This is a genomic window from Streptomyces javensis, from assembly GCF_039525925.1.
GTDB lineage: Bacteria > Actinomycetota > Actinomycetes > Streptomycetales > Streptomycetaceae > Streptomyces > Streptomyces asiaticus.
Genome location: NZ_BAAAIF010000009.1, coordinates 100948 through 127458, shown reverse-complemented (window position 1 = coordinate 127458; position 26511 = coordinate 100948). Strand labels below are relative to the sequence as shown.

Here is a 26511-nt window from a genome sequence, read left to right as displayed (position 1 = left end):
AACCCTCCCACCCGCGCCCTACTATCGGCTGGCCATGACAGCAGCAGGGAAGCACCAGGTGAGCCGGTCGGCCGGCCGCCGGTTAGGGCGGGCGGGCATCCGGGACGTGGCCGCCGCCGCCGGGGTCTCCATCACGACCGTCTCCGACGCGCTCAACGGCAAGGGCCGGCTCCCGGAGGCCACCCGCCGCCATGTCCGCGAGGTCGCCGAGCGGCTGGGCTATCGCCCGTCCGCAGCGGCCCGCACGCTCCGTACCGGCAAGTCCGGCCTCATCGGCCTGACCGTGACCACGTACGGGGATGAACCTTTCACCTTCACCGAGTTCGCCTACTTCGCCGAGATGGCGCGGGCCGCCACCTCCGCCGCGCTGGCCCGCGGCTACGCCCTCGTCATCCTCCCCGCCACCTCCCGCCACGACGTGTGGTCCAACGTCGCCCTCGACGGCACCGTGGTGATCGACCCCTCCGACCACGATCCGGTCGTCACCGAGCTCTTACGCCAGGGCATCCCCGTCGTCAGCGACGGCCGCCCCGCCGGAGCCCTCCCCGTCACCGCCTGGGTCGACAACGACCACGAGGCGGCGGTGCTGGGGCTGCTCGACCACCTCGCCGAGGCCGGCGCCCGCCGGATCGGACTGCTCACCGGGACCTCCACCGACACCTACACCCGGCTGTCCACCACGGCGTACCTCCAGTGGTGCGAACGGGTGGGACAGGATCCGGTCTATGAGGCGTACCCGGCCCACGACCCTTGTGCCGGTGCCGTCGCCGCCGACCGGCTGCTCGCGCGCCCCGACCGCCCCGACGCGGTCTACGGCCTCTTCGACCCCAACGGCACCGATCTGCTCGCGGCCGCCCGCCGCTACGGACTGCGGGTCCCCGACGATCTGCTGCTGGTGTGCTGTAGCGAATCGACCGTCTACCGCACCACCGAGCCGCCCATCACGACCCTCTCACTCAAACCCCGCCGGATCGGCACGGCGGTCGTCCAGTTGCTCATCGACGCCATCGAGGGCCTTGACACCGACCAACCCGTTGAGCAGGTCATACCCACCGAATTGATGGTGCGGACGTCCTCACAGCGCCGTCCGCCGCGTACGACGGTCAGCGCCCCGCGCAGCCGCGCTGGAGGCTGACCTGAGGGCGACTCAAGGATGACCCGAGGAGGACCTGAGGCCAATGGGCTTCCCCTACTGGGCCAATCCGGGATAAAAGTCCGACGAAGCAGGAGCGAGCTGCGATTGACGGCACCCTGGTGCGTCACAAGCCCTCACGGTCATTCCTATGATGGGCGGACGACACCGCGGACCGCCGTCGACCAGGCAAGGTCCACAAGGTGGCACGGCGGCGTGATGGTGGAGGGGTCGATGACTCAGGGGGCCGGTCTGGAAGCCACGGCAGGGACCACGGCTGCGATCCCTCCTGTGCTCGCGTACGGGGCGTACACCCCGCCCGGCATGGTCGCGCCCGGAGCCGTGGAGCCCGGGTCCGCGCCCGGAGCGCCGGGCACCGCCGCGCCGGTGCCGCAGCCCGCTCCCGCGCCGGAGGAGCCCGCGCCCGGCGCACCCGCTCCGGGCGCACCGGCTCCCGGCGCACCCGCTCCGGGCGCCGGACGCACCCACGCCCCTGCCGGCCGAGTACACCCCGACCGAGCGGCTCCCGATCCTGGGCCCGGGGCACACCATCAAGGACACCCAGCTCGTCCCGCCGCAGGACCGTCCCACCGTGGCGCTCACCCCGGTGCCCGAGCCCGAGGACGGCCCGCTGGCCCAGGACGAGGGCCCCGGCCCGCTGTACGTCGTGGGCGATGTCCACGGCTACCACGAGGAGCTGCGCGAGGCGCTGGCCGCCGAGGGCCTGATCGACGCCAAGGGCAACTGGTCCGCGGGGAACGCCCGGTTGTGGTTCCTCGGCGACTTCACCGACCGCGGCCCGGACGGCATCGGCGTCATCGACCTGGTCATGCAGCTCTCCGCCGAGGCAGCCGCCGCGGGCGGCTACTGCAAGGCGCTGATGGGCAATCACGAGCTGCTGCTGATCGGCGCCAAGCGGTTCGGTGACACGCCGGTCAACTCCGGTGCCGGAACGGCCTCCTTCCAGGCGGCCTGGCTGCTCAACGGCGGCCAGCGCAGCGATATGGAGCGGCTCGAGGACCACCACCTCCAGTGGATGTCCCGGCTGGACGCGATGGCGGAGGAGGACGGCCATCTGCTGGTCCACTCCGACACCACCGCCTATCTGGAGTACGGCGACTCGATCGAGGCCGTCAACGACACCGTCACCGAGACGCTCCAGCGCAGCGACGCCGACGAGTGCTGGGATCTGTTCCGCAAATTCACCAAGCGGTTCGCCTTCCGCGACGAGGACGCCGGGCCCACGGCGGCCCGCGAATTGCTCGACACGTACGGCGGGGAGCGCATCGTCCACGGCCACAGCCCCATCCCGTATCTGCTCGGCGAGGTCGGCTCCGAGGACGGCGAGGACGGCGGCTCGCCCGCGGTCGAGGGCCCGCACGTCTACGCGGACAATCTCGCCGTGGCCATGGACGGCGGCATCACCATGGCCGGAAAACTGCTGGTCGTTCAACTTCCCCTGGCGAACTGAGGATTCAGCGGACGCCGCTTGGGGCAGATAGAGGGTTTCACCGGCGCGGAAGCAATTCGGGAAACTTGCTGTCACCCCGCGCCGGATCGGCTCTACCATCGGCTTATCCGTCGCAGGCTCTCCTCCGTTTCCGCCTGACCGCCCGGCGAAAGCCGGTCGTCACGGCCCTACGGAGCATCGGGGGATGCACCATGAAAAGCGCTCCGCACCTGCTGACCGAGGACCGCCCGGAGTTCGAGCGGGTTCTCGACGAGGCACTGCGCACCGCGGACCGTCGCCCGGACCTCAGCGGTCTCGGGCAGCGGCTCACTGCCGAGCAGCTGCGCACGATGGCGCTCGGGGCATCGGCCGCGATAGCGGCATGCGCGGCCGACGAGTACCAGACCTACCGCGAGACACGCGCCAAACTGCGCGAGCCCGCCCCGCTCTTCCCGCTCGCCGGGGACGTGGCCGAGCGCGAGCAGCCGGACGGCGCGGTGGGGCTCGCCGGCGCGATGCAGGACGCCGCGGGGGCTGGGCTCGTCGCCATGCTCGCGGTGCTGGCCCCGGTGCTCGCCGGCACCGCCGCGATCATCTTCCTCATCGTCGGCTACGTCCTCAACGTCCTGGATCCGACCCCGTCCATCGCCCAGCCGATGGTCACCGCGGGCTGGTTCTTCGCCGCGCTGACCGCCGCGGCCATCCTGATCGCCGCCGTCGGACTGCTCCTGACCGCGCTGCGCAACGGCTCCAGCGCGATCCGCGGCGAGGCGCGCAGCGAGCGGCTGGAGGAGGTGGACCGCGCCAGAGAGGTCTGGCGCGATGCCCTGCTGGAGCGCGGCATCCTGCCGTTCCTCCGCGAGGCCCTGGCCAACCCCTCGGCCCCGTCGCCCTCCGCGTACGTCCCGGTCAACCCCGAGGCGATCAACCGCACCCCCCACCTCGGCTACAGCCGCCCCGGCTTCAGCACCGACGGCGAAGGCCCCAAGGCCCGCCCCCGCTACAGCAGCCCGGACTACACCAGCCCCGACTACGGCGGGCCGGAGCACCAGCCGGACTAGCCAGGGGCCGGGCCCGGGTGCGAGTCCGGGCACCGTGCGGGTGCGATAGGGGTACGGGTGCGGGTCATCCCGGATGGCCGGGCGCGGCGGCCTCGACAGCATGGCTGACCATGACTTCCTTGACCCGACGTACCCTCATCGGCGGTTGCGCGGCCGGGACGCTGCTGGCCGTGGCCGGAGGCACCGGCGCCCGCGCGGCGACGAGGACCACCGCATCGACCACGGCATCGACCACGGCATCGACGACCGCATCGACGACCGCGTCCGACGACGCCGCCCTCCAGGCCGCGATCAGCGATCTCTCCCACCCGCCCGCCACCTCGGCCCAACTGCGCGTCGACCGCCGGGGAGACGGCTGGTACGGCACGGCGGGGACGGCCGACATCGACAGCGGACGGGCCGTGCGCCCGGATGACCGGTTCCGCGCGGGCAGCGTCACCAAGGCGTTCGTGGCCACCGTGGTCCTCCAGCTGTGGGCCGAACGACGGGTGGAGCTCGACGCCCCCATCGGGCGCTACGTCCCGGACCTGCTGCCCGCCGCCTTCGCCCGCCGCATCACCGTGGCCCAGCTGCTCAACCACACCAGCGGACTCCCCGACCACCGGGGAATTCCGGACGACAGCACTCCGGAAGCGGTCCTGGAGCATCGATGGGACCGGTGGACACCGCGGGAGTGGGTCGAGACGGTGACGCACGATCCGCTCAAGTTCGCCCCGGGCACCAAACAGGAGTACCGGGGCATCAACTACGTACTGCTCGCCCTGCTCATCGAAAAGCTGACCGCCCGCCCCTACGGCCAGGCCATCGCGTCCCGCGTCCTGCACCCGCTGGGCCTCACCAGAACCCTGCTGCCGGGCCAGGACCCCCGCCTCCGCGGCCCGCATGTACACGGCTATCTACGGATGACGGATGGCTCACTGCGCGATGTCACCGTGTACAACCAGTCCTCCGCCTGGGGCGAAGGCGAGCTGGTCTCGACCGTCGACGACCTGTTCCGCTTCCAGCACGCCCTGTTCTCCGGCGCATTGCTGCCGCCCCACGCCCTGGACAAGCTCTTCACCCTGCCCCCGGACTCCGTACGCATGCTGGACGGCAGCCCCGCCCGCTACAGCCTGGGCCTCCAGACGGCCACGGTGGACGGCGTGATGTTCTGGGGCAAGACCGGCGAGACCCCCGGCTACCGCACCCGCATGTTCGCCACCCGCGACCTGGACCTCCGCTTCGTCCTGTCCTACACCCCGACGCCCCTGACCACACAGGAGGAGATGACCAACCGGGTCGTCGCCGCACTCATCGGATAATTATCCACCGATCGAGGGAATTTCCGCCTATTCGGGGGAATTGAGGGGTGGTGATGTTTAGCGTCCATTGGTGGAGGTGATGCGCGATGCGCAAACACAACACACCGCCGGGCCCGTCTGCCCGGCACGACGCCATGGACGTCAACGACTTCGTCTACGCGGCCACGGGGGCCCGGGTCCGAAGGTTGACCCTGCCCAACGGAGAGCACTGGTTCCCCGCCGCCGATGTGTGCCGAGAGCTCGGCTACACCACGACGCGAAAGGCTCTGCTCGACCATGTGCCGGAGGAGCGGCGAGAGTCTCTCGAGACTGTGACTGGAAGTCACAGTCTCAGCATTCCCGCAGGTAGGGAATGGCGCCGAGACTTGCAGCTCGTCGATCTCGAAGGACTTATCCTCCTGGTGAACGGCTGCACCAAGCCCGCGTGCCTGCCCTTCAAACAGTGGGTCTCAAGGGTGATCGCCACCGTCCAACGCGAGGGCTCATACGCGCTGGAGGTCTCCGAGGTCTCCCGCCCCACGCCACCGAGCGAGCTCATGGACGCGATCGTCCGACTGGAGATGCGGACCGAACGCTTCCACACAGAGGTACTGGATTCCCTGCACCGGTCCGAGCAGGCATGGTCACGGATCCTCGACGCCCTGGGCTGCCGACCGGGCGCGGAGCCCGAGGCGGACAAGCGGGAGCTGAGGCTCAGGACGGAGGACCTGTTCGCACAGTGGAAGGCCCGGCTGAGCATCACCGAGGACGTCTGGGCGGTGGCCGTCTACATCCTTCCCACGCTGGCGGAAGCCGGCCGGGTCGGCCACTCACTGGAGACGCTCGCGGACAAGACGGGGCTCACCCGGCAGCGGGTGCACGACTGTCTGCGGTTTCTCCAGGAACACCGCTGCATCCGTCAGAACGGGCTGACAGACGGCGGCAACCCGGTCTACGTGGCTGAGCTTCCGCCCGCGTAGCGGCATGAAGAGGGTCCGAAGTCGCAAACAGAAGTTGCGGCTTCGGACCCACCCCGTAGCGTATCGCCTGGTTCAATCCGCAGGCGCCACTTTGCCGGGTTTCATCCGCGATTCCGGCCTACGCGTGCGCGCCTCAGTCAGCGATCGGCAGATACACGCGGTTCCCCGCCTCCGCGAACTCCTTGGACTTCTGGGCCATACCGGCCTCCGCCTCCGCCTCCACCGCGTCCATCGCGCCGCCGTGTTCGCGGCGGATGTCCTGGGAGATCTTCATCGAGCAGAACTTGGGCCCGCACATCGAGCAGAAGTGTGCCGTCTTGGCCGGTTCCGCCGGGAGGGTCTGGTCGTGGAAGGAGCGGGCCGTGTCCGGGTCGAGGGCCAGGTTGAACTGGTCCTCCCAGCGGAATTCGAAGCGCGCGTCGGAGAGCGCGTCGTCCCATGCCTGGGCGTCCGGATGGCCCTTGGCCAGGTCGGCCGCGTGGGCGGCGATCTTGTAGGTGATGACGCCGGTCTTGACGTCATCGCGGTCCGGCAGGCCCAGGTGCTCCTTGGGGGTGACGTAGCAGAGCATCGCCGTGCCCCACCAGGCGATCATCGCGGCGCCGATGCCCGAGGTGATGTGGTCGTAGGCGGGGGCGATGTCGGTGGTGAGGGGGCCCAGGGTGTAGAAGGGGGCCTCCTCGCAGACCTCCTGCTGGAGGTCGATGTTCTCCTTGATCTTGTGCATCGGGACATGGCCCGGGCCCTCGATCATCGTCTGGACGCCGTGCTCCTTGGCGATGCGGTTGAGCTCACCGAGGGTGCGCAACTCCGCGAACTGTGCCTCGTCGTTGGCGTCGGCGATCGACCCCGGGCGCAGTCCGTCGCCCAGCGAGTAGGTGACGTCGTACGCCGCGAGGATCTCGCACAGCTCCTCGAAGTGGGTGTAGAGGAAGGACTCCTGGTGGTGGGCGAGGCACCACGCCGCCATGATGGAGCCGCCGCGCGAGACGATGCCGGTCTTGCGGCGGGCGGTCAGCGGGACGTACGGCAGTCGGACGCCGGCGTGGACGGTCATGTAGTCGACGCCCTGCTCGGCCTGTTCGATGACCGTGTCCTTGTAGATCTCCCAGGTCAGCTCCTCGGCCCTGCCGTCGACCTTCTCCAGCGCCTGATAGAGCGGCACGGTGCCGATGGGGACCGGGGAGTTGCGCAGCACCCATTCGCGGGTGGTGTGGATGTTGCGGCCGGTCGAGAGGTCCATGACCGTGTCGGCGCCCCAGCGGGTCGCCCAGGTCATCTTCTCGACCTCCTCCTCGATGGAGGAGGTGACGGCGGAGTTGCCGATGTTGGCGTTGACCTTCACCAGGAATCGCTTGCCGATGATCATCGGCTCGATCTCCGGGTGGTTCACATTGGCCGGGAGGACGGCGCGGCCCGCCGCGATCTCCTCCCGGACCACCTCGGGGGAGACGTTCTCGCGGATCGCCACGTACTCCATCTCCGCCGTGATCTCGCCCCGCCGCGCATAGGCGAGTTGGGTCACGGGGGCACCCGGACGGCCGCGCCGCGGCTGGCGCGGACGGCCGGGGAAGACCGCGTCGAGGTTGCGCAGCCCCCCGCGGGGCGAGGTGTGCTTGATCCCGTCGTCCTCGGGGCGGACGGGACGGCCCGCGTATTCCTCGGTGTCGCCGCGGGCGACGATCCAGTTCTGCCGCAGCGGCGCCAGGCCGCGGCGGACATCCGTTTCGATGGTGGGGTCGGTGTACGGGCCGGAGGTGTCGTACAGCGTCACATCCTGGCCGTTGGTGAGGTGCACGCGGCGGACCGGGACCTGGAGGTCCGGGCGCGAACCCGTGACATATCCCTTATGCCAGCCGAATTCGGCCGTCTCGGCGCGCGATGGTGCATCCTGCTGAGTCATGAGACCCACTCCCTACGCCGGCATTACCCGGTAACAGGTTCAGCGGTCGGCGCAGCTATCAGCGTCAGCGCCCTCTCAGCCCGGTGCTCCGAGCTCCCGCGATTGCAAAGGTTCGTCACCACGCTAACGGTTTATCCACAGCGCTGAACAGGGGGCCCACATCTCTTGCGATGATGCGACGGTGACCGCCATCCAGCAGGACCACCCGCCCGAGCAGCCCCACCCCTCCGAGCAGGCACAGGGCCACGGCCACGGACATTCCCATGGCCACTCCCACGGCCATGGCCCCGCCACCCCTGTCTCCGCGCACCTCCGCAAGATCATCGCGGCGGTGCTCATCCCGTTCACCGTCGCCGTCGTGGCCGGTCTGATCGTGCTCTGGCCGGGCGGCACGCCCGACCACAAGGCGCACGGCCGCAGCGGTCTCGGCTTCGACCAGACGACCGTGGCCGGACGGGTGGTGAGGGTCGAGGAGGTGAACTGCGCCGATGTGAACGCCCAGCCGCAGGCGCCCACCGAGCCCGGCCAGGACGGCGCCGCCCAGAGCGGCGCCCCCGGGCAGGGCGGGAGCTCCGGGTCCTCTGGGCAGGGCGGGAAGAAGAGCGTCTGCGAGAAGGCCACGATCGAGGTCACCTCGGGCAAGGACAAAGGCCGCACCTTCCCCGAAATCGTCCAGCCCAACGCCTCGCGCCACTTCAGCGCCGGGCAGGAGCTGAAGCTGGCGTACGCCCCCAAGGCGCCCAAGGAACTCCAGTACTCCGTGTCCGACGTCGACCGGTCCATGCCGATGGCGCTGCTGGCGGGGCTGTTCGCACTCGCGGTCGTCGTGGTGGGGCGGCTGCGCGGGGTGTTCGCGCTGGTGGCGCTGGCGATCAGCTTCGGGGTGCTGACCCTGTTCATCCTCCCGGCGATACTCCAGGGTTCCAATCCGCTGGTGGTCGCGGTCGTCGGGGGCAGCGCGATCATGCTTCTCGCGCTGTACATGTGCCATGGGCTGACGGCGCGTACGTCGGTCGCCGTGCTCGGCACACTGGTGTCACTGCTGCTGATCGGGGTGCTGGGCTCGCTGTTCATCGGCTGGGCGAGCCTGACCGGCAACACGGACGACCAGACCGGGCTGGTGCACGGCCTCTATCCGAACATCGAGATACGAGGGCTGCTGCTCGCGGGCGTGATCATCGGGTCGTTGGGCGTGCTGGACGATGTGACGGTCACCCAGACCTCGGCGGTGTGGGAGCTGAGGGACGCGGACCCGACCACGTCCCGGCGCAAGCTCTACGGGGCGGCGATGCGGATCGGGCGGGACCACATCGCCTCCGTCGTGAACACCCTGGTGCTGGCGTACGCGGGCGCGTCGCTTCCGCTGCTGCTGTTGTTCTCCATCGCGGACAGCGGGGTGGGGACGGTCGCCACGAGCGAGATCGTCGCGGAGGAGATCGTACGGACGCTGGTGGGCAGCATCGGGCTCGTCGCCTCGGTGCCGGTGACCACCGCGCTGGCGGTACTCGTGGTCTCCGCGGACCGCACCCCGGCGGCGGACGGCGGCGCGGAGCGGGTGGCCGACACGGGTGGCTCCCAGGCGCCAAAGGCGCCACAAGCGCGACAAGCGCCGCAGGTGACCCAGGCGCCCCGGACCGGCCGGGGCGGACGCGGGCGGCGCCGCCGGGCGAAGGGGCGCTGAGGCGACGGAGCGCAGAGCCAGCGGGGCGCCGACGCGAGGCGGCGCTGAGGCGACGGGCATGCCGCCCGTCAGCTCGGCCATGGCGCAACACCGGGCCTCGGCCCGCCGCGCAGCCGGCCCTCAGCCCGCGTACCGGTCCTCGGCCAGGATGCGGTGGAGTTCGGCGTCGAGATCGCCGACCGGGTCACAGGCCGCCGGCTCCTGGCCGAAAGGCACCACCCGGTCCGTCCGGTCGAGGAAGGCCACCAGCGGAGCGGCCCCGGCTCGGAACAGGGCCCGTTCACAACCGACTTGGAGTCTGATGAAGACATCCGAGAGCCCCTCGGGGGAGGCGGGGGCGATCCGCACATCCCCCTCGCCGGTGGGTTTGCTCAACCCGTCCAGCAACAGCTCCCGCGCGAAGGCCCAGCTCACCGGCGCGTCACCGGGCAAATGGAAGGTGATCTCCACGGCATAGGGGTCGCTGCTGTCGTAGGACAGCTCGACCGGGATCCGGAAGGAGAGATCCTGCGAGACCAGGAAGGTCATCGTCACTTCCGCCTGAACTGTGTCACGCATCTCACGCATCGTTCGCCGCCCCGGGTTGTTTGCGCTTCGCCGACTCTGGAGCGTAGCGACTCGATTGCGCTGCGGAGTCGGTTTGCCTCGTGTGAGGGAACGAAAATGGCCAGTGTTGCCGTGAGGAGACCCGCGGGGCCGGGCGGCGCGGACGGCGCGGGCCCGGTGGGCGGGAGATCGGGGCCGGCGCACCGGCCGTATCGAAGATCGCTGTCGTCAACAGGCACCCCCGGGGGGTTGTTGCGAGGCGGACGCCGAAGGAAGAACGCCGAGGACTCGCACTGTAACGGCAGGGGTGGCGCCGGGCGGTGCTCCCGCCCCGGCGGTATCCCTCGCGCGGCGTATCCGCGCACGGAAGGGCCCCTCAGGGCCTGCGGGGACGCGTCAGCCCCGGGTGAGGCGCCGGGCGCCGGGGGACGCGTCAGGCCCCGGGTGAGGCGCCGGGCGCCGGGGGACGCGTCAGGCCCCGGGGGACGCGGCGGGCGCCGCGCGGCGGGTCAGGAAGTGAACTTCCGTACGACGTAGATCAGCCCGGCGATCAGCACCACCAGCAGCAGCGCCTTGAAGACGAGGCTCACCACGAACCCGATCACACTCATGATCAGGCCGCCGAACACGGCGAGGACGAGGACCGGTATCGCGATCCAGGTCACCCACCACGGCAAGCCCTGGAATATCCCCTTCGTGGTCACGTGACTCCCTGCTTTCTCTCCGAGCCGTGGGTCCGGACGCCGACGGCCGGTCTTCCCTGCCGTCGATGCTAGGACGGGACGGAGGCGCGCGGGTGGCCCGCGCCCCCCGTCCTCCCCTGACCGGACCCCTACGGGACCGGCCGGACGGCTCAGCCCTCCGGCGGCGAGAACACCACCAGCACCCTCAGGTCCTCGGTGATGTGGTGGAACTTGTGCGCCGTGCCCGCCGGGACGTACACCACACTGCCCCGCGCCACCTGTGTCGTCTCCATCCCCACCGTGACCGACGCCCGGCCGCTCATCACGACGTACACCTCGTCCTGGCCGTGCGGCGACTGCGGATCGGCCTGGCCCGCGTTCAGCGCGTACAGCCCCACGGACATGTTCCGCTCCCGCAGGAACTGCAAATACGCGCCGTCGTTCGCGGCCCGCTCCGCCTCCAGCTCATCCAGCCGGAACGCCTTCATTCGCCTCTCCACCCCTGCCTGACCCATGCCTACGGTGCCCCTGCCTGCGCCGGGGCCTGTCTGCGACGATCTCAACCATGAAGAATTTTCTCGTCAAGACGATCGCGAACGCCGGTGCCCTCGGCGTCGCCATCTGGCTGCTCAAGGACATCACGCTGACCGGTGACAACACCGGCCGCCAAGCGCTCACCCTCATTCTCGTGGCACTGGTCTTCGGCGTGGTGAACGTGGTGGTCAAGCCGATCGTCAAACTGCTGGCCTTCCCGCTGTTCATCCTGACCCTCGGGCTGATCACGCTGGTGATCAACGCCTTGATGCTGTTGTTGACCTCCTGGCTGGCCGGAAAGCTGGACCTGAGCTTCGATGTCGACGGCTTCGGCACGGCGGTGCTCGGTGGCCTGATCGTCTCCATAGTCGCGTGGGCCCTGCATGTCGTGCTGCCCGATGACAAGGACTGATCACGGCCGGAGATGATGGAAGGCATGAGAGACCCGTCGCCCTACCGCGTCTGCTTTGTCTGCACCGGCAACATATGCCGCTCGCCGATGGCCGAATCCGTCTTCCGCGCCCATGCCGTGGAGGCCGGGCTGGACGGCCTCGTCGAGGTGGACAGCGCGGGCACCGGACCCTGGCACGAGGGCGACGGGGCCGACCGCCGCGCCATCGACGTACTGACCGCCCATGACTATGAACAGGATCACATCGCGCGCCAGTTCCGGGTCGAGTGGTTCGATCACCTCGATCTGGTGATCGCCCTGGACAGCGGCCACCTGCACGAGCTGCGCGCGCTCGCGCCGACCCCGCACGACGCCGCGAAGGTGCGGCTGCTGCGGAGCTACGACCCGGACGCGGACCACGACGCGCTGGGCGGCCTCGATGTGCCGGACCCCTACTTCGGCGGGCTGGACGACTTCGAGGAGTGCCTGGAGATGATCGAGGCCGCGAGCGGCGGGCTGCTGGACGCGGTCGCCAGGGCCGTCGACGCCTCGGGGACGGGCGCGGAGAAGGGCGTGGAGAACGCAGGGAAGGCCGCGGAGAGCGCCACTGCCGAGAACGCGTCGGCCGCCGACGGCCCGGACGCGGGGAAGGAATCCACATGACCGGCGACGGCACCCGCACCGTACGGGCCGGACTGCCCGAGGCCGAGGCGTACGAGCCGACGCTGCCGGGCCCGGTCTTCGCCGCCCACTACCACCTCCCCGGCGACGCCGTCGGCCCCTACACCTACGGCCGGGACGCCAACCCCACCTGGTCCCTGCTGGAGCGGGCGATCAGCGAACTGGAGTCGCCGGGCACCGACGCCGAGACAGTCGTCTTCTCGTCCGGCATGGGCGCGATCTCGGCCGTACTGCTGTCGCAGCTGCGCCAGGGCGACGCGGCCGTCCTGCCGTCCGACGGCTATCAGCTGCTCCCGGCGCTGATCGAGCGGCTGACGGGCTACGGGGTCACCGTGCGCACCGCCCCGACCGGCGAGGACGCCCAGCTGGCCCCCCTGGACGCCATGGGCGACCGGACGAAGCTGCTGTGGCTGGAAACCCCGTCCAATCCCGGACTGGACGTCTGCGACATCCGCCGGCTCGCCGAGGCCGCGCACGCCCGGGGCGCACTGGTCGCCGTCGACAACACCCTCGCCACCCCGCTCGGCCAGCGCCCGCTGGAGCTCGGCGCGGACTTCGCCGTGGCGAGCGGCACCAAGGCGCTCACCGGCCATGGCGATGTACTGCTCGGCTATGTGACCTGCCGCGATCCACGGCTCGCCGCTGAGGTGCGGGCCTGGCGCAAGACGGTGGGCGCGATCCCCGGCCCCATGGAGGCATGGCTCGCCCACCGCTCCCTGGCCACCCTCCAGCTGCGCGTCGACCGCCAGGCGGAGACCGCCCTGGCACTCGCCGAGGCGCTGCGCGACCGCCCCGAGGTCACCGGACTGCGCCACCCCGGTCTGCCGACCGATCCCTCCCACCGGGTGGCGGCCGGGCAGATGCGCGGCGGGCGCTTCGGCTGCGTGGTCTCCTTCACCCTGCCGGACAAGGAGCACGCGGAGCGCTTTCTGACCGCGCTGCGGCTGGTGGACGACGCCACCAGCTTCGGCGGGGTGCGCTCCACGGCGGAGCGGCGCGGCCGGTGGGGCGGCGACGCGGTACCCGAGGGCTTCATCCGGTTCTCGGTGGGCGCGGAGGACGCGGATGATCTGATCGCGGATGTGCTGCGGGCGCTCGACACGGCATCCGACACGGACGCGGCATCGGGCACGGGCAGGGCCACGGACGCCGCATCGGGCACGGCAAGCACCGGGGCGGGTGGCTGAAAGCGGGCGGGTATGCCTGTGCGGGCGTCTCAAGCCTCCCCCCTCGTGGCTTGAGACGCCCCGGTTCTTCTCGTGGAGAACCGCTCGAACAAGGCTAGTTGACTCAGCGTCAGTGTCCAATCACAGTAGCGACATGGACCTATCGGCATATTTATAGTTGGCATGCGTTCGGGGCTCGACGAGGCGAGGGGAACCGCATGGATCTGGCCCTCTTACGCACCTTTGTCGCGGTTCACCGCGCCGGGTCCTTCACCCGCGCCGCCGGACTGCTCGGGCTCTCCCAGCCCGCCGTCACCGGCCAGATACGCACCCTGGAGCGGCAGCTCGGCCGCCCCCTGTTCCTCCGTACGGCGCGCGGCGTCATCCCCACCACCGTCGGGGACGAACTCGCCCACAAGGCCGCGCCGCACCTCGACGCCCTGGTGGAGATCGCCGAGGCGGGTCTGGACGACCGCTCGGCGCTGCGCACCCTGCATCTCGCGGGCCCCCCGGAGTTCACCGCGCTGCGCGCCCTGCCCGCGCTGACCACCCTGGTCACCCAGGGCCTGGCGGTGCGCTGCGCCTTCGGCAGCGCCGAGGAGCTGTTCGAGGGGCTGGGCGCCGGCCATCACGACCTGGCCATCACCACCGCCCGGCCCCGGGGGCGGCTGCTGGCCGCCACCCCGCTGTGCGACGAGGAACATGTGCTGGTCGCGGCCCCGCGCTGGGCCGCCCGGCTCGGCGGCCCAGCGGTGCTCCAGGTCAAGGGCGTACGCGCGTTGGAGGCACTGCCCGTCGTCGAGGTGCACGAGAGCCTGCCGCTGGTCACCCGCTACTGGTCGGCCGTCTTCGACACCCGGCCGGTCACCGCCGGCACGATCATCGCGCCCGATCTGCGCGCGGTGCTCGCCTGCGTCGCGCAGGGTGCGGGGCTCGGCGTTCTGCCGCGCTATCTCTGCATGGACGCGCTGGACGCCGGGGAGGTGGTGGCGCTGCTCAACCCGCCGGTGCCACCGCTGCGCACCTATTTCCTGGTGGTGCGGACCGGGGCACTCGCGCTGCCGCATATCGCGCGGGCGCACGAGTGGCTGTTGCGCGCGGCTGTCGATTGGTGAGTAAGTGGTTTCGCGGGACCACGGGTGCGGCAGATGTCCTGCATGACCGAACGACCCGTGGTCAAGCGCACCGCCCGCGCCATTCTCCTCGAGGGCGACACCGCGCCCCGCATGATCCTGATCAAGCGCACCAAGCCCGGCCAGGCGCCGTACTGGATCACTCCGGGCGGCGGGATGGAGCCCGAGGACGCGACCGTCGTCGAGGCCCTGTACCGCGAGGTGGACGAGGAGCTGGGCGCGAAGGTGACGGATGTGGTGCCCGCCTTCGTCGACACCGTCCCGCACCCCGATGAGAGCGCTGAGGGCGCCGGGGGCGCGGGCCCGGCCGGTGCCGGTGCCAGTGCCAGTGCCGGTGCCGGTGTGAAGGTGCAGCACTTCTTCGTTTGCAGACTCGCCTCGATGGACCTCACCCGGCGGCACGGCCCGGAGGTGGACGAGCCGTGCGGGGAGTACGACGTGGTGAGCGTCCCGTTCACCCGCGAGGGGATCGCCTCGGTCGAGGTGGTGCCGCCCTCGCTGCGGGCGTATCTCGACGCCAACATCGAGGGTGTGCTGGCCCTGCTCGCGGACGACCTCGGCTGAGCGCGGCGAGGCCCTGCCGGGCGATCATCGCGAACAGGACCGGCAGGGCTGAGCTCTATCGGGGCAGTACCTAACGGAACCAGCCGCTGAACGGCTGCTGGGTCTTCCGGGCCGCCCGCTGACGCGCCTCGGCCAGCACCCGCTCGGCCTCCTCCCGCCAGTCCTCGGGCCCCGCGTCGGGCCGGACCGGCGGCCGGATGGCCGGGCTGAGATCACGCACGGCGGAGGGCTCAGCGGCCCGCGGAGCGGCGTCGGCCACCGCGTCGGCTTGCGCGGCCGGGGTCGGCGGGGCGGTCTGGGCAGGCAGGCCCACCGGCCACGAGACCGGTGAGGTGGGCGGGGCAGGGGGGATGGCCAGAACCTGAGTGTCCGTGTCTGTCAGGGGCTGAGGGTCCGGGGCCGGTGCAGCCGGGGCCGCCAGGGAAGCCGGAGCCTGAGGGACCGAGACCTCCAGCTCGGCCCGAGCGGCCGGGAGAGGCCGGGCAGCCTGGCCCGGCAGGTCCACAGCCCAGGAGGGCCGTGAGACGGGCGGGGCAGGCGCCACGGGTGGAGCGGGCTGAGCAGGAGGGGCAGACGGAGCAGGCGGGGCAGGAGAGGCGGACGGACCAGGCGGCTCAGGAGGGGCAGACGGAGCAGGCGGCGCGGGAGAAGTAGGCGGAGCGGGCGGGACCCTGCGGCCTTCGCGGGCCTCCGCCGCGGCGCCGAAGAAGTCGCCACCCTTCCGCTTGACGTCGTCCGTCCCCCAGTCCCGCTCCCGGTCGTGCTCGAGGGCCTGGTCATTGGATGACCCCCGGCGCCGGGCCGCGTCACCACCGCCGGTGCGCCGCTGCGCCGGGACCTTCTGGAGGTGCGGAATGTGCTTGGCGCAGTGGATGTACGCCTCCTCGACGGTCACCTCGACCCACACCACCGCGCGCCGCCCCGGCACCGGGTCCTCCGGCAGCCCATGGTGTGCCGCGCGCATCTCGGCGTCCTCCACCACCCGGGCCCGGCCGTTCACATGCAGCCCGATCCGGTCCCGGAAGAAGTCGACCATGAGAATGCCCAGGTGGGGGTTCTCCTGGATATTGCCGAGGCTGGCCATGACGCCGTTTCCCCGATATTCGGGATAGGCCAGCGTGCGCGTGTCGAGCACTCTCAGAAAGCCGGGCGGACCGGCCCGGAACGTGCTGTCGCACTCCCCGTGCCGGTCGGAGGTGGCCAGAAAGCACATTTCCTGGCGCTCGATGAACTCCCGCATCCGGACATTCAGGTGGTCCAGCACCTGATCGTCGTAGAAGCGGTCGGCGCGGCCGACGGTGTCCAGTCGCCGCTGTAGCTGGTGTTCGCCGTCGCTCCCGGGACGCCACGCGCGGTCGTCCAGGTGCTCCGCACTGTCCACGGTTCTCGTCCCCGTCCTGATTCGCCGTCCGGAATCGCCGGAATGCCTGCCTAGTGTTGGTGTTTTCGCCGTATGCCGTCGGGCCCGCGTCCTATTCCGCGGCCGCGGCGAGCTCCTCGATGGAGTCGTGCCGGATGCGGTGCGACGGAATGCCGACGCCCATCAGGGCGTCGACACCGCTGCGGATCATCCCGGGCGGCCCGGAGAGATAGGCGTCGAACGCGTTCCACGGGCCGTACTGCCGCACGGCGTCGGGCAGCCGACCGCTGAGGCCGTTGGTCGGGCCGTCGGAGACGACGGGGCGGACCGCGAGCCACGGATGCTTCTGGGCCAGCCGCAGCATGGTGTCGATGTCGTACAGATCGTGATCGTTGCGGGCGCCGTAGAAGACCTCGACCGGACGGTTGCGGCCGTGGTCGGCGACGTCCTCGACCAGCGCCTTGATCGGCGCGATACCGGTGCCGCCGCCGAGGCAGAGCAGCCCGTTGTCGCTGGCGTGGTCGACCGTCATGGAACCGGCGGGGGGCCCGAGGCGGATCACATCGCCGGGGCGGGCCCGGTGCACCAGCGCGGAGGACACCCATCCGGCCGGCACGGCCTTCACATGGAAGGAGAGCAGCCCGTCGGAGCGCGGCGCGGCGGCGAATGAATAGTGCCGCCAGACCCGCGGCCACCAGGGCGTTTCCAGTGAGGTGTACTGGCCCGCCAGAAAGGGGTACGGCTGGTCCGGGCGGACGGTGATCACGGCGATGTCGTGGGTGCGCAGCTCATGCCCGACCACCTCGGCCTGCCACCACGCGGGGGCGATCAGCTCGTCCTCGGCCGCCGAGTCGATCATGATCTGGGAGATCTGGGTGTAGGCGCGCACCCAGGCGGCCTCGGCCTCGTCGCTCCAGGTGCTGACGGCGTAGCGGGTGAGCGCGCCGATCAGGCACTCGCCGACGGCGGGGTAGTGCTCGGGCTGGGTGCCGTACTTGCGGTGGCCACGGCCGAGCCGGGTGAGGAACTCGGTGAGGATGTCGAGGTCGTCGATGAGCCGGGCGGCGGTGAGGATCGCCTTGAACAGCCGGTCGCGCTGGGCGTCCATCGCGGCGGGGAAGAGCGGCCGCAGCTCGGGGTGCTGGACGAAGAGCAGCGCGTAGAAGTACGAGGTGACCTTGTCGCTGATGGGCTCGACCTCGGCCATGGTGCGGCGCAGCAGGATCGCGTCGGGCGAGGCGGTCTCGGGGACGGCGAACGGCGAGTCGGGGCCGGGCCGGACGTCCTGCGGGGCCGGGGCCACCTCGTCGGGGCGCTGATGCTCCTCGCTCCCGCGGGCGGCGGGGCCGGGGGCCCGGCGGTCGTCCGGGCGGCGGTCGTCGGTGCCGCGGTCGCCCGCTCCCGGGCCGGGCGCGGGGGCCGCGGCCGGGGGCGTACGGCGGTCGGCCTCGGTGCCGACCGGCCGTATCGGGTTCACCGGGCGACTGGGCGCACGCTCTTCGCTCTGCTGGTCCGGGGCCCTGCGGTCGTCGGCCGGTTTCCTGCTCGGGGTGAACCAGCCCCAGTCGCCACTGTTTCCGCCGGAGCCGTCGCTGCCGGCCGACGATGTGGTGGTCGGAGCGTCCATGGGTGCCTCGCCTCGAACATCTTTCTGTCGGTCTTCGCACTTCCGCTGCCGGAATGTGCCCGCAATTCCCCGTCCTGGTGCACTGGTTCAAGCGAGAATGGTCGTACCGACCCTCTCTGCAACTCTCTTCCGGGCAGCATGCCATGCTCGTTCCCCGCGCCGGGTGCATAGCCCGAAGTCCGGGAAACGGGAGCTGTGTTCCCGATATGCTGGTTGGCCTGGGATGCCCGTTCTGACCCCGTTACAGCACGCCGCACGGAACCGGACCCGACCCTACCGGCCCCGGATGAATTCACAAGCCCCAAGTGCCCCACATCTGTTACACCCACCAACTCACGTAATTACCGATAGTTACGTGTGGTTACTCATCAATTCGTAAGCTTCTCGGAGATCACGACCGGTATAGGCGTGGGATGCGATTTCGCTCACATGGTGGTCGGCGTTCACGGCGACCGAGACCGGCACCACCGTGAACAGTTCGGCGTCCGAGAGGGAATCCCCGTAGGCCACGCAGTGATCCCTGGTCAAGCCGAACTTCGTACAGAGTTCATCGGCGATCCGGACCTTCGCGGCCGGGGTCAGGATCCCCGCCGGATCCACCGGCTCCCGGAACGGCACGGCGGGCCAGGTCGAGCCGTACGTGGCGTCCGCGCCCCACTCCAGCAGCCGCGACACGAAGAAGCCCGGCGAGAGCGAGATCACCGCGCAGCGCTCGCCCCGCGCCCGGATGTCCGCCCACACCTCACGGATCCCGGCCAGCCACGGCGCCCCCTCGAACGCCGCTGCCACGTGCTCCTCCGTCAGCGCCTCCCACAGCGCACAGGCTCGCTCCGCGAACTGGGCCGTCGTCAGCTCCCCGCCCGCGAACGCCCGCTCCAGCGCGGCGATCTCCCGCTCCAGACCGAGCTGCCGGGAGATCTCGATCGCGGCGGCCGAGCCGTGGATGAGCGTCCCGTCCAGATCGAACAGATGCAGTCTGGTCATACCAGCCGAGCGTAGATGCACCTCCCGGCCATCACCGCCCCGGCCCCGCACCAACGGCCCGGCCCGACGCCAATGGCCCGGCCTGACGCCAATGGCCCGGCCCCGCCCGGAGCCATCGCACCGGTTCGCCCGCGCCACCGGGAGTACGCGCGGATACTCCCGCCGTCAGACGCCCGGGGGGCCGCCGCGCGGCCACGGTGAGGGCATGCGGCAACTCACCCGCCCCGCGCGCCGGGGCCTCCTCGTCGTTCATGTCGTCGCCTCCGTCGGATGGCTCGGGCTGACCCTCGGGGTGCTGGCCCTGGGGATCACCGGAGCCACGGCCGGCTCGGCCGAGGAGGCCGGGGCGGCGTACCGGTCCATGAATGTGCTGGGCGACTGGCTGCTGATCCCGATCAGCCTGCTGTCGCTGGTCAGCGGGATCGTGCTGTCGCTGGGGACACCCTGGGGGCTGGCGCGCCACCGGTGGGTGTATATGAAGTTCTGGCTGACGATGATCACCACCGCCGCCACGGCGTTCGCCCTGCGCGCCCGGATCGACTCCGCGATGGCCGATGTGGTGGCGGGGCGGACGGTCGGGGCGACCACGGATCTGATCCTGGCGCCGTCGGTCAGCCTGGGCGTCTATACCTTTCTCACCGCGATCTCGGTGATCAAGCCCTGGGGGCTGACCGCCCGGGGGCGACGGCTGCGGGCGACAAAGCGCCGATAATTGCATACGCGGTCTTTTTCATCCCTGGACTATCCTGGAATCCGCTCACCCACCAAGGAGGGGTTCCATGCCGGACGAACCGCACGGCGCCGTCGCCCCGCCCGCAGAACAGGCCCTGGCCCAGGGCTGGTGCGCCCTGTCCTCCCTGCACGGCCGGATAGAGACGCATGTCGAGCGTGCGCTACAGGCCAGGCACGACCTGAGCGTCCGCGAATTCTCCGTGCTCAACGTACTCAGCGGGCAGCACGACGGCGACGGCGGACATCTCCAGATGAAGCAGCTCGCTGACTCCGTCGTGCTCAGCCAGAGCGCCACGACCCGGCTGGTCACCCGGCTGGAGGACCGCGGTCTGCTCGCCCGCTACATCTGCCCCGGCGACCGCCGCGGCATCTACACCGACGTCAGCGACGAGGGGCTGAAGCTCCTGGAGGAGGCGCGGCCGACGCATGACACCGCGCTGCGCGAAGCCCTCGCCGAGGCCGCCAGGCGGCCGGAACTGGCGCCCCTCGTCGCCGCTGTGGAGGGGCTGACCGGCACCACGTGCTGATGGGCCGGACACACCGATCCCGAGGCGGGCCGATCCCGAGGCGGGCCGATCCCGAGGCGGGCTGATCCGGGGATGTGCCGATCCCGGGACGTGCCGATACCCGGTGGCCACGGGCCAGTCGCGCCGTCCGGGGCTCGCGTGCCTCGGCGTAGGCTCCACCGCATGAGCGACTTCGAGATACGGCGCGCGACCGTCGATGACATCCCGGCGATCGTGGCCATGCTGGCGGACGACCCGCTCGGCGCCGGCCGGGAGTCCCCGGACGACCTGACCCCGTACCGCGCCGCCTTCGAGCGGCTGGACTCGGATCCCCAGCAGCGGCTGGTCGTCGCGGTCCGGGAGGGCCGCACCGTCGGCACCCTCCAGCTGACCGTGATCCCCGGGCTGTCGCGGCGCGGCGCCACGCGCTCGATCATCGAAGGCGTCCGGATCCACTCCGAGGAGCGCGGCGGCGGGCTCGGCACCCAGCTGATCGAGTGGGCCGTCGAGGAGTCGCGCCGCGAGGGGTGTGTGCTGGTGCAGCTCACCTCGGACGCGACCCGAATCGACGCCCACCGCTTCTACGAGCGGCTCGGCTTCGAGGCCAGCCACGTCGGCTTCAAGCTGCCGCTGGCCTGAACCGGCCTGGTCCCACTTGCCCGTCGGCGGCCTCACAGCGTCGCGAGGTCGACGGCCTCGGCCATCCGCCGGTAGCCCGCGTCGTTCGGGTGCTTGAAGTCGCCCGAGTCGTACGCCGGGTTCAGCCGCAGCGGATCGGACGGCGCGGCCATGACCTCCGCGAAGTCGACGACCGCGTCGAAGGCGCCCGAGGTGCGGATCCACTCGTTGATCGCGGTGCGCTTCGCCTCGGAGCGCGGGGTGTGGTACTCGGCGCCCTTGAACGGGAGGATCGTCCCGCCGATGACCTTGATCCCGCGGGTGTGGGCGAGACCGATCAGCTCCCGGTAACCGGCGATCACCTCATCGGCCGAAACCTGCGGATTGGGCTTGTAGGTGGGCAGATCGACCTCGCTGAAGCCGATGTCGTTGAGCCCCTGGAGCAGGATCACCGACCGTACGCCCGGTTTGTCCAGGACATCGCGCCGGAAGCGGGCGCCCGCCCGGTCGCCGTACCAGGCCGAGTCGTGCAGCAGCAGATTGCCGCCGATCCCGGAGTTGAGGACGGGGCGCGGGGTGCCCGCGGCCGCGAGGCGCCCGGCCAGCAGATCCGGCCAGCGGTGGTCGGCGTCGTAGGTCGAGCCGAAGCCGTCGGTGATCGAGTCGCCGAAGGCCACCACCGTGCCCGGGTGCCGAGGACCGCCGGTGACCTCGACATCGGAGAGGTAGTACCAGGAGTGGGTGGTCTCGGTGAAGGCCGCTCCGGCGCGGTCGGCGCGGTGGTCGCCGTCCGCGCGGAAGCTGCGGGCGTACGCCTGGGCGTGGAAGGTGGCGGGGCCGGTCGGACGGTCGAAGTACAGCGTGACCGTGACCGGCTGACGTGCCGCCACGCGCAGCGGGGCCGCGTCGCTCACCGTCTCCCCGCCCGCCCCGATCTCCACCGACCGCCGGTGTCCGAAGGTCAGCGGGCGCAGGCTCGCGCCGTGGACGGCGGCGCCGTGCGCGGTACGGGCGATGGTCGCGCCCGCGATCCGCAGCGGGGTGGTGCCATAGCGGTTCGACAGCCTGATCCGGGCGGCCGAGCCGCCGCCGGTCACCCGGACGACCTGACGCAGGGTCTGGGCGGTGCGCTCGGCGAAGCCGCTCTCGGCCCAGTTCTTCTCGAAGCCCGAGCTGGGGCGCTGGACGGGGGCGGCCCACCCGGCCGACCAGACGGTCCCCGGCCGGTCACGGTCGGCCGCCGGACCGCCGGGCCGGGCGGTGGCCGTCCCGGAGGCGGCCACGGAGGCGGCCATGACGGTGGTGAGGGCTAGCAGGGAGGCACTGAGACGAAGCGTGGACGAGCGCACGGCGGGGCTCCTGGGGGAGGGGCGGATGAAACCGGAGACCAATCTGCCGCCCGCCGCACCGCCGACCCAGCCCCCAGCCGTGCGTACCACTGGCGGGGTCAGGCTACGGCCGCCGGGCCCTCAACGCCCCGCCGGAACACTCCGCCGGAGCGCGGCATCCCGCTCCCACCCCCCGGTCACCTCCCCTCAGAGGGCGCGCCAGCCCTCCGGGTCGACGCCGCCGGGCACCACGTCTCCCGGGGCGTAGGGCTCCCGGGTGAACACGAAGGTGCCCAGGTCCAGATGGACCGGGGCGCCGCCCTCCCCCTCGACCACCCGCAGGGTCTCCCCCGCGTAATACCCGTCGAGCCCCGTCCAGGTGCCGTCCGGCTCGGCCCTGAAGCGGGAGGCCCGGCCGCCCCCGGTGGCCGGGGACAGCTCCAGTCCACGGTCCGCGCGCAGCCGCAGGTGGTAGGCGCGCGGCCCCCAGTACCAGGGTCCGGTCAGCGCCAGCAGCGCCGGATCGACCTCGGTCAGCGGCCGCCACGGCTCGGGGATGGGGGGCTCGTGCTCCGCCACGATCCGTATGAGGTCGGCGGCGATGGAGCCGATCGCGGGCCCCGCGGTGGCGTTGGCCAGCGCGATCCCGGCCAGCCGGTCCTCGGCGCTCACCCACAGCGTGGCCAGGAAGCCGGGCATGGAGCCGGTGTGGCCGTAAAGGAACCGTCCGCCGGTGCGGACGAGCTGCGTCCCCAGTCCGTAGCCGCCGTCCCAGTCCCCCTCCTCGGGGGCGACGGCGGGCACCCGCATCTCGGCCAGCGACTCCGCGCCGAGCACCCGCTCGTCCCCGTCCAGCAGGAAGGCGGCGAAGCGGGCCAGATCCCCGGCGGTCGACCAGAGCTGCCCGGCCGGGCCCATCCGCCCGGTGTCCTCGGCCGGTTCGGGCAGCAGCACATCCGCCCAGGGGTGCACGGCCCATCCCCCGGCGTGCGGCGCCCGCGGCTCGAGCGAGGTACGCCCCATCGCCAGCGGCTCCAGCACCTCGCGCGCGAGCACCTCGCCCCAGGGCGCTCCGCGCAGCCGCTCGACCAGCGCGCCGAGCAGCGCGAAACCGGGGTTGGAGTAGTGGTGACGGCGGCCCGCGGGATGGATCAGCGGGCGCTCGCCGAAGATATCGGCCGTCTCGGGCCGCAGCGCCCCGGGCGTGCGCTCCCACCACGGGCCACGGGCCTCGGCGGCGAGACCCGAGGTGTGGGCGAGGAGCTGGGCGACGGTCGCGCCCCCGGCCTCCGGCACGTCCATGTGCTTGGCCAGCGGATCGCCCAGGTCCAGCAGCCCCTCGTCGCGCAGCCGCATCACCAGGACCGCCACAAAGGTCTTGGTCAGGGAGCCGATGCGGTACTGGGTGTCGGCGTCCGGTGCGGATCCCTCCCCGGAGCTGCGCGAACCCGTCCACACCAGCTGCCCCTCCCGCACCACGGCCCCCACCAGGGACGGGGCACGGCCCTCGGCCTGGCCGCGGGCAAGGCGCCGCAGCAGAGCACGGCGGGTGGCGGGCAGCGGCTCGGCGAACTCATCCGCGTCGGGTGTGGTCATATCGGCACTCTACGGCGAGGGTCCGACAACGGTCAGTCATCGGTCGGCGGCCGCGGAGCCCCAAGTCCCGCACGGCGCTCTGGCCTTTACGCCGGGGTCAAGGTCTACCGTCAGGTCATGCGGATCGGAGAGCTGGCCGAACGGGCGGGTACGACCACCCGCACCCTGCGCTATTACGAGTCGCTCGGGCTGCTGCCCGCGCGCCGCACCGGCAATGGTTACCGGTCGTACGACGAGGAGGACCTGCGGCTGCTCCAGCAGATCCGCACGCTGCGGGACTTCGGCTTCGAGCTGGAGGAGACGCGTCCGTTCGTCGAGTGCCTGCGCTCCGGCCATCCGGCCGGTGACTCCTGCCCCGCCTCGCTGGACGTCTACCGGCGCAAGCTCGCCGAGCTGGACGAGTGCATCGCCCGGCTGAGCGCCATCCGGGAGCGGGTCGGAACACAGCTCGTCCAGGCGGAGCGGGCCCGCGCGGAGCTGGAGGCCGCGGCGACGGCGCCCGAAGGGGCCCCGGAACCGCGCTGCGAGCTGACACCGCCCGGCCCGTGAGCGCGCCGTAACCACGACAGCTCCACACGCACCACAGAGACGCCAAGGGAGAGATGACATGTCACTGACACACACTGGGGGAGTGGCCACGGTCACCGACGCCACCTTCGCCGAGGAGGTGCTGGCGGCCGAGCTGCCCGTGCTGGTGAAGTTCACCGCCTCGTGGTGCCCCCCGTGCCGGATGATCGCGCCGGTGCTGGCGGAGATCGCCCAGGAGGAGGGCCACCGGCTGAAGGTGGTGTCCCTGGACGTGGACGAGAACCCGTCCACCACCAACGCGTACGGGGTGCTCTCGATGCCGACCCTAATGCTCTTCCGGTCGGGCGAGCCGGTGCGGTCGCTGGTCGGGGCCCGCAGCAAGCGGCGGCTGCTGGAGGAGCTCGGCGAAGCGCTCTGACCCCGTACCTCGCGATCTGACGCGATCTGACGCGCGCCGGAGCCGCGGCCGAACCGCCCCTGCTACGTTGGCCGGACATGACCATCAGCGGGGGCGGCCTCAGCGGCCGTGAGGGGCCATCGGACGGCCGGCAGTGGGGGCGGAAATGGTGAGGTCAGCGGTGCGCGTCCTGGTACAGGGGAAACCCGTCGACTCCTATCCGGCGCTGCCTCCCGAGGCCGGGCGCGGCTCCCCGCGCCGGATCACCGAGGTCGGTGAGGAGGTGCTGCGCCGCTCCTGCCGCGAGGTGACCGAGTTCGGCACACCCGAGCTGAGCGCCCTCATCGACGACATGTTCCTCACCATGTACATCGCCGACGGCGCCGGGCTGGCCGCCAATCAGGTCGACGTCGATCTGCGGCTGTTCGTCTACGACTGCCCGGACGACCACGGCGTACGGCACATCGGCCACATCATCAACCCCGTCCTGGACCAGCCCGACCCGGCCCACCGGCTGCTCATCGAGGAGACCGAGGGCTGTCTGTCCGTACCGGGCGCGCGGATGGACGTACCGCGCACCGACCGCACCGTGGTCCGCGGCGTCGACAAGGACGGCAACCCGCTGGTGATCGAGGGCACCGGTTACTTCGCCCGGTGTCTACAGCACGAGGCCGACCATCTCTCGGGGCACCTCTACATCGACCGGCTCTCCAAGCGCGACCGCAAGGACGCGCTGCGGCAGATGGCGGACCGTCACGAGGAGGTCCTCGCCCGGCGCGTGGAGAAGGCGAAGGCCCTGGGCCACCAGCTCCAGCCCTGACCGGCCCCGGCCGCCGCGACCCGGCCGCCTGTCGCGGCCGTCGCGTGTCGCGGCCGTCGCCTGTCGCGGCCACCGCTTATCGCAGCCGTCGCGCCCGCAGCACGGTGTCATGGGTGTGGTGGGTGCCGGCGGGGGCGGGAGCGGTGCGTGGACGGGTCTCGTTGACCACAACCGTCCAGTCGTCGTCGAGCACCCCGGCGATCTCGTCGGGCTGGTAGTAGTCCCGGGGGTCGAAGTCCTGCTCCGGGTGCGGGCTCAGATCGGCCAGGTCATGCGTGGCGAACAGCAGTGTGCCCCCGGGCGCGACGGCGTCCAGCAGACCGCGCAGCGCGGCGTGGTCCGGCCGGCGCTTGAGCGGAAAGTACTGGACCGACACCAGGTCGAACGCCGCGGCCGGTGGCCGCCTACTGGTCAGATCGGCCCGCGTCCACGCCACCCGGCCCCCGAGGTCCGCGCCCGCCGCGGCGGCGCGCTCCAGGGCGACCCGGGAGATGTCCACCGCGGTCACCTGCCACCCCCGCCGAGCCAGCCAGACCGCGTCGCCACCCTCCCCGCACCCCACATCGAGCGCCTGCCCGGGCGGCAGCTCGGCGACCTCGCTGACCAGCACCCCGTTGGGCGCGCCGCTGAAGAGCTGTTCACGACTGCCGTACATGTCGTCCCAGAACTGTCTGTCCATGCCCACCAACCTGCCGCCACCCAGGCTCACCTGGCAAAGTTCTTTGCGGAACCAGCAAGGCCTGGGCCGACCTGCTGTAGGTTCTCACTTTCGGTGTCAGGCGCCGCCGCTGTGACCAGGACGTTCCCCTCCAGTCTCACGGCGTGTCGGC

25 protein-coding genes and 3 pseudogenes are annotated in these 26511 nt (G+C 71.3%); 18 read left to right on the top strand and 10 right to left on the bottom strand.

The annotated features are described in order from the left end of the window. The first annotated feature begins 34 nt into the window (after window positions 1-34). From ABD329_RS11480 to ABD329_RS11455, 6 genes and pseudogenes are all read left to right on the top strand, one after another. A complete protein-coding gene (locus ABD329_RS11480) occupies window positions 35-1135 on the top strand; it encodes a LacI family DNA-binding transcriptional regulator (RefSeq protein ID WP_138914833.1) in 1101 nt (366 codons plus the stop codon). A 231-nt stretch (window positions 1136-1366) separates the two neighbouring features. Further along, window positions 1367-2603, top strand: a pseudogene (locus tag ABD329_RS11475) (metallophosphoesterase). Between the two features lie 191 nt (window positions 2604-2794). Next, window positions 2795-3643: a hypothetical protein gene (locus ABD329_RS11470; protein ID WP_344316306.1), complete on the top strand. Its 849-nt coding sequence runs from the start codon at window positions 2795-2797 to the stop codon at window positions 3641-3643. 110 nt (window positions 3644-3753) lie between these two features. After that, the gene (locus ABD329_RS11465) at window positions 3754-4944 is read left to right on the top strand and encodes a serine hydrolase domain-containing protein (protein ID WP_214665680.1); all 1191 of its coding nucleotides are present in this window, start codon (window positions 3754-3756) and stop codon (window positions 4942-4944) included. Window positions 4945-5030: 86 nt separating this feature from the next. Next, window positions 5031-5336: pseudogene (locus ABD329_RS11460) on the top strand (BRO-N domain-containing protein); the annotation flags it as partial. Between the two features lie 9 nt (window positions 5337-5345). Further along, window positions 5346-5903, top strand: a complete 558-nt coding sequence (locus ABD329_RS11455) for a helix-turn-helix domain-containing protein (protein WP_309142942.1) — start codon at window positions 5346-5348, stop codon at window positions 5901-5903. A gap of 133 nt (window positions 5904-6036) precedes the next feature. Here ABD329_RS11455 and thiC read toward each other — a convergent pair whose 3' ends face one another. Then, entirely contained in the window at window positions 6037-7806 is a 1770-nt protein-coding gene (gene thiC, locus ABD329_RS11450; RefSeq protein WP_198281533.1) for a phosphomethylpyrimidine synthase ThiC, read from the bottom strand. 181 nt (window positions 7807-7987) lie between these two features. On the opposite strand from thiC, the gene ABD329_RS11445 reads away from it, so the two are divergent. Then, on the top strand, window positions 7988-9487 hold the full coding sequence (locus ABD329_RS11445; protein ID WP_344316305.1) for a YibE/F family protein: 1500 nt from the start codon (window positions 7988-7990) through the stop codon (window positions 9485-9487). A gap of 120 nt (window positions 9488-9607) precedes the next feature. Here ABD329_RS11445 and ABD329_RS11440 read toward each other — a convergent pair whose 3' ends face one another. The 3 genes from ABD329_RS11440 to ABD329_RS11430 all read right to left on the bottom strand — a co-directional run bounded on the left by ABD329_RS11440 (window position 9608) and on the right by ABD329_RS11430 (window position 11204). Further along, complete coding sequence (locus ABD329_RS11440) at window positions 9608-10045, bottom strand: SsgA family sporulation/cell division regulator (protein ID WP_037954688.1); 438 nt, start codon at window positions 10043-10045, stop codon at window positions 9608-9610. A gap of 497 nt (window positions 10046-10542) precedes the next feature. After that, entirely contained in the window at window positions 10543-10737 is a 195-nt protein-coding gene (locus ABD329_RS11435) for a DUF5326 family protein (RefSeq protein ID WP_020870014.1), read from the bottom strand. A 149-nt stretch (window positions 10738-10886) separates the two neighbouring features. Then, window positions 10887-11204 (bottom strand): cupin domain-containing protein, encoded by a 318-nt coding sequence (locus tag ABD329_RS11430; RefSeq protein ID WP_037954683.1) that lies wholly within the window; start codon window positions 11202-11204, stop codon window positions 10887-10889. 77 nt (window positions 11205-11281) lie between these two features. Between ABD329_RS11430 and ABD329_RS11425 the strand changes: the two genes are divergently transcribed. The 5 genes from ABD329_RS11425 to ABD329_RS11405 all read left to right on the top strand — a co-directional run bounded on the left by ABD329_RS11425 (window position 11282) and on the right by ABD329_RS11405 (window position 15185). Further along, window positions 11282-11662: a phage holin family protein gene (locus ABD329_RS11425; protein WP_020870012.1), complete on the top strand. Its 381-nt coding sequence runs from the start codon at window positions 11282-11284 to the stop codon at window positions 11660-11662. Window positions 11663-11686: 24 nt separating this feature from the next. After that, window positions 11687-12304 carry a low molecular weight protein-tyrosine-phosphatase gene (locus ABD329_RS11420; protein ID WP_198280516.1) on the top strand — a complete coding sequence of 206 codons (618 nt, stop codon included), beginning with the start codon at window positions 11687-11689 and terminating at the stop codon, window positions 12302-12304. Then, window positions 12301-13509: a cystathionine gamma-lyase gene (locus tag ABD329_RS11415; protein ID WP_198280517.1), complete on the top strand. Its 1209-nt coding sequence runs from the start codon at window positions 12301-12303 to the stop codon at window positions 13507-13509. Before ABD329_RS11420 ends, ABD329_RS11415 begins: the two co-directional genes overlap by 4 nt. A gap of 197 nt (window positions 13510-13706) precedes the next feature. Beyond that, window positions 13707-14603 carry a LysR family transcriptional regulator gene (locus tag ABD329_RS11410; RefSeq protein WP_198280518.1) on the top strand — a complete coding sequence of 299 codons (897 nt, stop codon included), beginning with the start codon at window positions 13707-13709 and terminating at the stop codon, window positions 14601-14603. Window positions 14604-14645: 42 nt separating this feature from the next. Continuing rightward, a complete protein-coding gene (locus ABD329_RS11405) occupies window positions 14646-15185 on the top strand; it encodes an NUDIX domain-containing protein (RefSeq protein WP_198280519.1) in 540 nt (179 codons plus the stop codon). Window positions 15186-15864: 679 nt separating this feature from the next. Here ABD329_RS11405 and ABD329_RS48205 read toward each other — a convergent pair. The 3 genes and pseudogenes from ABD329_RS48205 to ABD329_RS11390 form a co-directional block, all read right to left on the bottom strand. After that, a pseudogene (locus ABD329_RS48205) lies at window positions 15865-16566 on the bottom strand (pyridoxamine 5'-phosphate oxidase family protein); the annotation flags it as partial. 91 nt (window positions 16567-16657) lie between these two features. Continuing rightward, window positions 16658-18172, bottom strand: coding sequence for a globin domain-containing protein (locus ABD329_RS11395; protein ID WP_198280728.1), 1515 nt, complete (start codon window positions 18170-18172; stop codon window positions 16658-16660). Window positions 18173-18523: 351 nt separating this feature from the next. After that, window positions 18524-19156: an HAD family hydrolase gene (locus ABD329_RS11390; RefSeq protein WP_198280729.1), complete on the bottom strand. Its 633-nt coding sequence runs from the start codon at window positions 19154-19156 to the stop codon at window positions 18524-18526. A gap of 205 nt (window positions 19157-19361) precedes the next feature. Here ABD329_RS11390 and ABD329_RS11385 point away from each other — a divergent pair, with 205 nt between their 5' ends. From ABD329_RS11385 to ABD329_RS11375, 3 genes are all read left to right on the top strand, one after another. Next, window positions 19362-19868 (top strand): DUF2269 domain-containing protein, encoded by a 507-nt coding sequence (locus ABD329_RS11385; RefSeq protein ID WP_198280730.1) that lies wholly within the window; start codon window positions 19362-19364, stop codon window positions 19866-19868. Between the two features lie 67 nt (window positions 19869-19935). Continuing rightward, window positions 19936-20415, top strand: a complete 480-nt coding sequence (locus ABD329_RS11380; protein ID WP_198280731.1) for a MarR family winged helix-turn-helix transcriptional regulator — start codon at window positions 19936-19938, stop codon at window positions 20413-20415. 162 nt (window positions 20416-20577) lie between these two features. Beyond that, window positions 20578-21033, top strand: a complete 456-nt coding sequence (locus ABD329_RS11375) for a GNAT family N-acetyltransferase (RefSeq protein WP_198280732.1) — start codon at window positions 20578-20580, stop codon at window positions 21031-21033. Between the two features lie 32 nt (window positions 21034-21065). Here ABD329_RS11375 and ABD329_RS11370 read toward each other — a convergent pair whose 3' ends face one another. Continuing rightward, window positions 21066-22361: an SGNH/GDSL hydrolase family protein gene (locus ABD329_RS11370; RefSeq protein ID WP_344316301.1), complete on the bottom strand. Its 1296-nt coding sequence runs from the start codon at window positions 22359-22361 to the stop codon at window positions 21066-21068. A gap of 186 nt (window positions 22362-22547) precedes the next feature. Continuing rightward, window positions 22548-23936 carry a serine hydrolase domain-containing protein gene (locus tag ABD329_RS11365; RefSeq protein WP_344316300.1) on the bottom strand — a complete coding sequence of 463 codons (1389 nt, stop codon included), beginning with the start codon at window positions 23934-23936 and terminating at the stop codon, window positions 22548-22550. A gap of 117 nt (window positions 23937-24053) precedes the next feature. On the opposite strand from ABD329_RS11365, the gene ABD329_RS11360 reads away from it, so the two are divergent. From ABD329_RS11360 to def, 3 genes are all read left to right on the top strand, one after another. Continuing rightward, a complete protein-coding gene (locus ABD329_RS11360; protein ID WP_037954660.1) occupies window positions 24054-24485 on the top strand; it encodes a MerR family transcriptional regulator in 432 nt (143 codons plus the stop codon). Between the two features lie 58 nt (window positions 24486-24543). Next, window positions 24544-24882 carry a thioredoxin gene (gene trxA, locus ABD329_RS11355; protein WP_020869999.1) on the top strand — a complete coding sequence of 113 codons (339 nt, stop codon included), beginning with the start codon at window positions 24544-24546 and terminating at the stop codon, window positions 24880-24882. A 145-nt stretch (window positions 24883-25027) separates the two neighbouring features. After that, the gene (def, locus tag ABD329_RS11350; protein ID WP_198279777.1) at window positions 25028-25681 is read left to right on the top strand and encodes a peptide deformylase; all 654 of its coding nucleotides are present in this window, start codon (window positions 25028-25030) and stop codon (window positions 25679-25681) included. 76 nt (window positions 25682-25757) lie between these two features. On the opposite strand, the gene ABD329_RS11345 is transcribed toward def, so the two are convergent. After that, window positions 25758-26360, bottom strand: a complete 603-nt coding sequence (locus tag ABD329_RS11345; RefSeq protein ID WP_198279776.1) for a class I SAM-dependent methyltransferase — start codon at window positions 26358-26360, stop codon at window positions 25758-25760. Window positions 26361-26511: the final 151 nt, after the last annotated feature.

What these genes read in the sequence shown, in the direction of transcription:
- ABD329_RS11480 (WP_138914833.1), top strand. Translation starts at nt 35, where the DNA reads ATGACAGCAGCAGGGAAGCACCAGGTGAGCCGGTCGGCCGGCCGCCGG.
- ABD329_RS11470 (WP_344316306.1), top strand. Translation starts at nt 2,795, where the DNA reads ATGAAAAGCGCTCCGCACCTGCTGACCGAGGACCGCCCGGAGTTCGAG.
- ABD329_RS11465 (WP_214665680.1), top strand. Translation starts at nt 3,754, where the DNA reads ATGACTTCCTTGACCCGACGTACCCTCATCGGCGGTTGCGCGGCCGGG.
- thiC (WP_198281533.1), bottom strand. Translation starts at nt 7,806, where the DNA reads ATGACTCAGCAGGATGCACCATCGCGCGCCGAGACGGCCGAATTCGGC.
- ABD329_RS11440 (WP_037954688.1), bottom strand. Translation starts at nt 10,045, where the DNA reads ATGCGTGACACAGTTCAGGCGGAAGTGACGATGACCTTCCTGGTCTCG.
- ABD329_RS11430 (WP_037954683.1), bottom strand. Translation starts at nt 11,204, where the DNA reads ATGAAGGCGTTCCGGCTGGATGAGCTGGAGGCGGAGCGGGCCGCGAAC.
- ABD329_RS11425 (WP_020870012.1), top strand. Translation starts at nt 11,282, where the DNA reads ATGAAGAATTTTCTCGTCAAGACGATCGCGAACGCCGGTGCCCTCGGC.
- ABD329_RS11420 (WP_198280516.1), top strand. Translation starts at nt 11,687, where the DNA reads ATGAGAGACCCGTCGCCCTACCGCGTCTGCTTTGTCTGCACCGGCAAC.
- ABD329_RS11415 (WP_198280517.1), top strand. Translation starts at nt 12,301, where the DNA reads ATGACCGGCGACGGCACCCGCACCGTACGGGCCGGACTGCCCGAGGCC.
- ABD329_RS11410 (WP_198280518.1), top strand. Translation starts at nt 13,707, where the DNA reads ATGGATCTGGCCCTCTTACGCACCTTTGTCGCGGTTCACCGCGCCGGG.
- ABD329_RS11405 (WP_198280519.1), top strand. Translation starts at nt 14,646, where the DNA reads ATGACCGAACGACCCGTGGTCAAGCGCACCGCCCGCGCCATTCTCCTC.
- ABD329_RS11395 (WP_198280728.1), bottom strand. Translation starts at nt 18,172, where the DNA reads ATGGACGCTCCGACCACCACATCGTCGGCCGGCAGCGACGGCTCCGGC.
- ABD329_RS11390 (WP_198280729.1), bottom strand. Translation starts at nt 19,156, where the DNA reads ATGACCAGACTGCATCTGTTCGATCTGGACGGGACGCTCATCCACGGC.
- ABD329_RS11385 (WP_198280730.1), top strand. Translation starts at nt 19,362, where the DNA reads ATGCGGCAACTCACCCGCCCCGCGCGCCGGGGCCTCCTCGTCGTTCAT.
- ABD329_RS11380 (WP_198280731.1), top strand. Translation starts at nt 19,936, where the DNA reads ATGCCGGACGAACCGCACGGCGCCGTCGCCCCGCCCGCAGAACAGGCC.
- ABD329_RS11375 (WP_198280732.1), top strand. Translation starts at nt 20,578, where the DNA reads ATGAGCGACTTCGAGATACGGCGCGCGACCGTCGATGACATCCCGGCG.
- ABD329_RS11365 (WP_344316300.1), bottom strand. Translation starts at nt 23,936, where the DNA reads ATGACCACACCCGACGCGGATGAGTTCGCCGAGCCGCTGCCCGCCACC.
- ABD329_RS11360 (WP_037954660.1), top strand. Translation starts at nt 24,054, where the DNA reads ATGCGGATCGGAGAGCTGGCCGAACGGGCGGGTACGACCACCCGCACC.
- trxA (WP_020869999.1), top strand. Translation starts at nt 24,544, where the DNA reads ATGTCACTGACACACACTGGGGGAGTGGCCACGGTCACCGACGCCACC.
- def (WP_198279777.1), top strand. Translation starts at nt 25,028, where the DNA reads ATGGTGAGGTCAGCGGTGCGCGTCCTGGTACAGGGGAAACCCGTCGAC.
- ABD329_RS11345 (WP_198279776.1), bottom strand. Translation starts at nt 26,360, where the DNA reads ATGGACAGACAGTTCTGGGACGACATGTACGGCAGTCGTGAACAGCTC.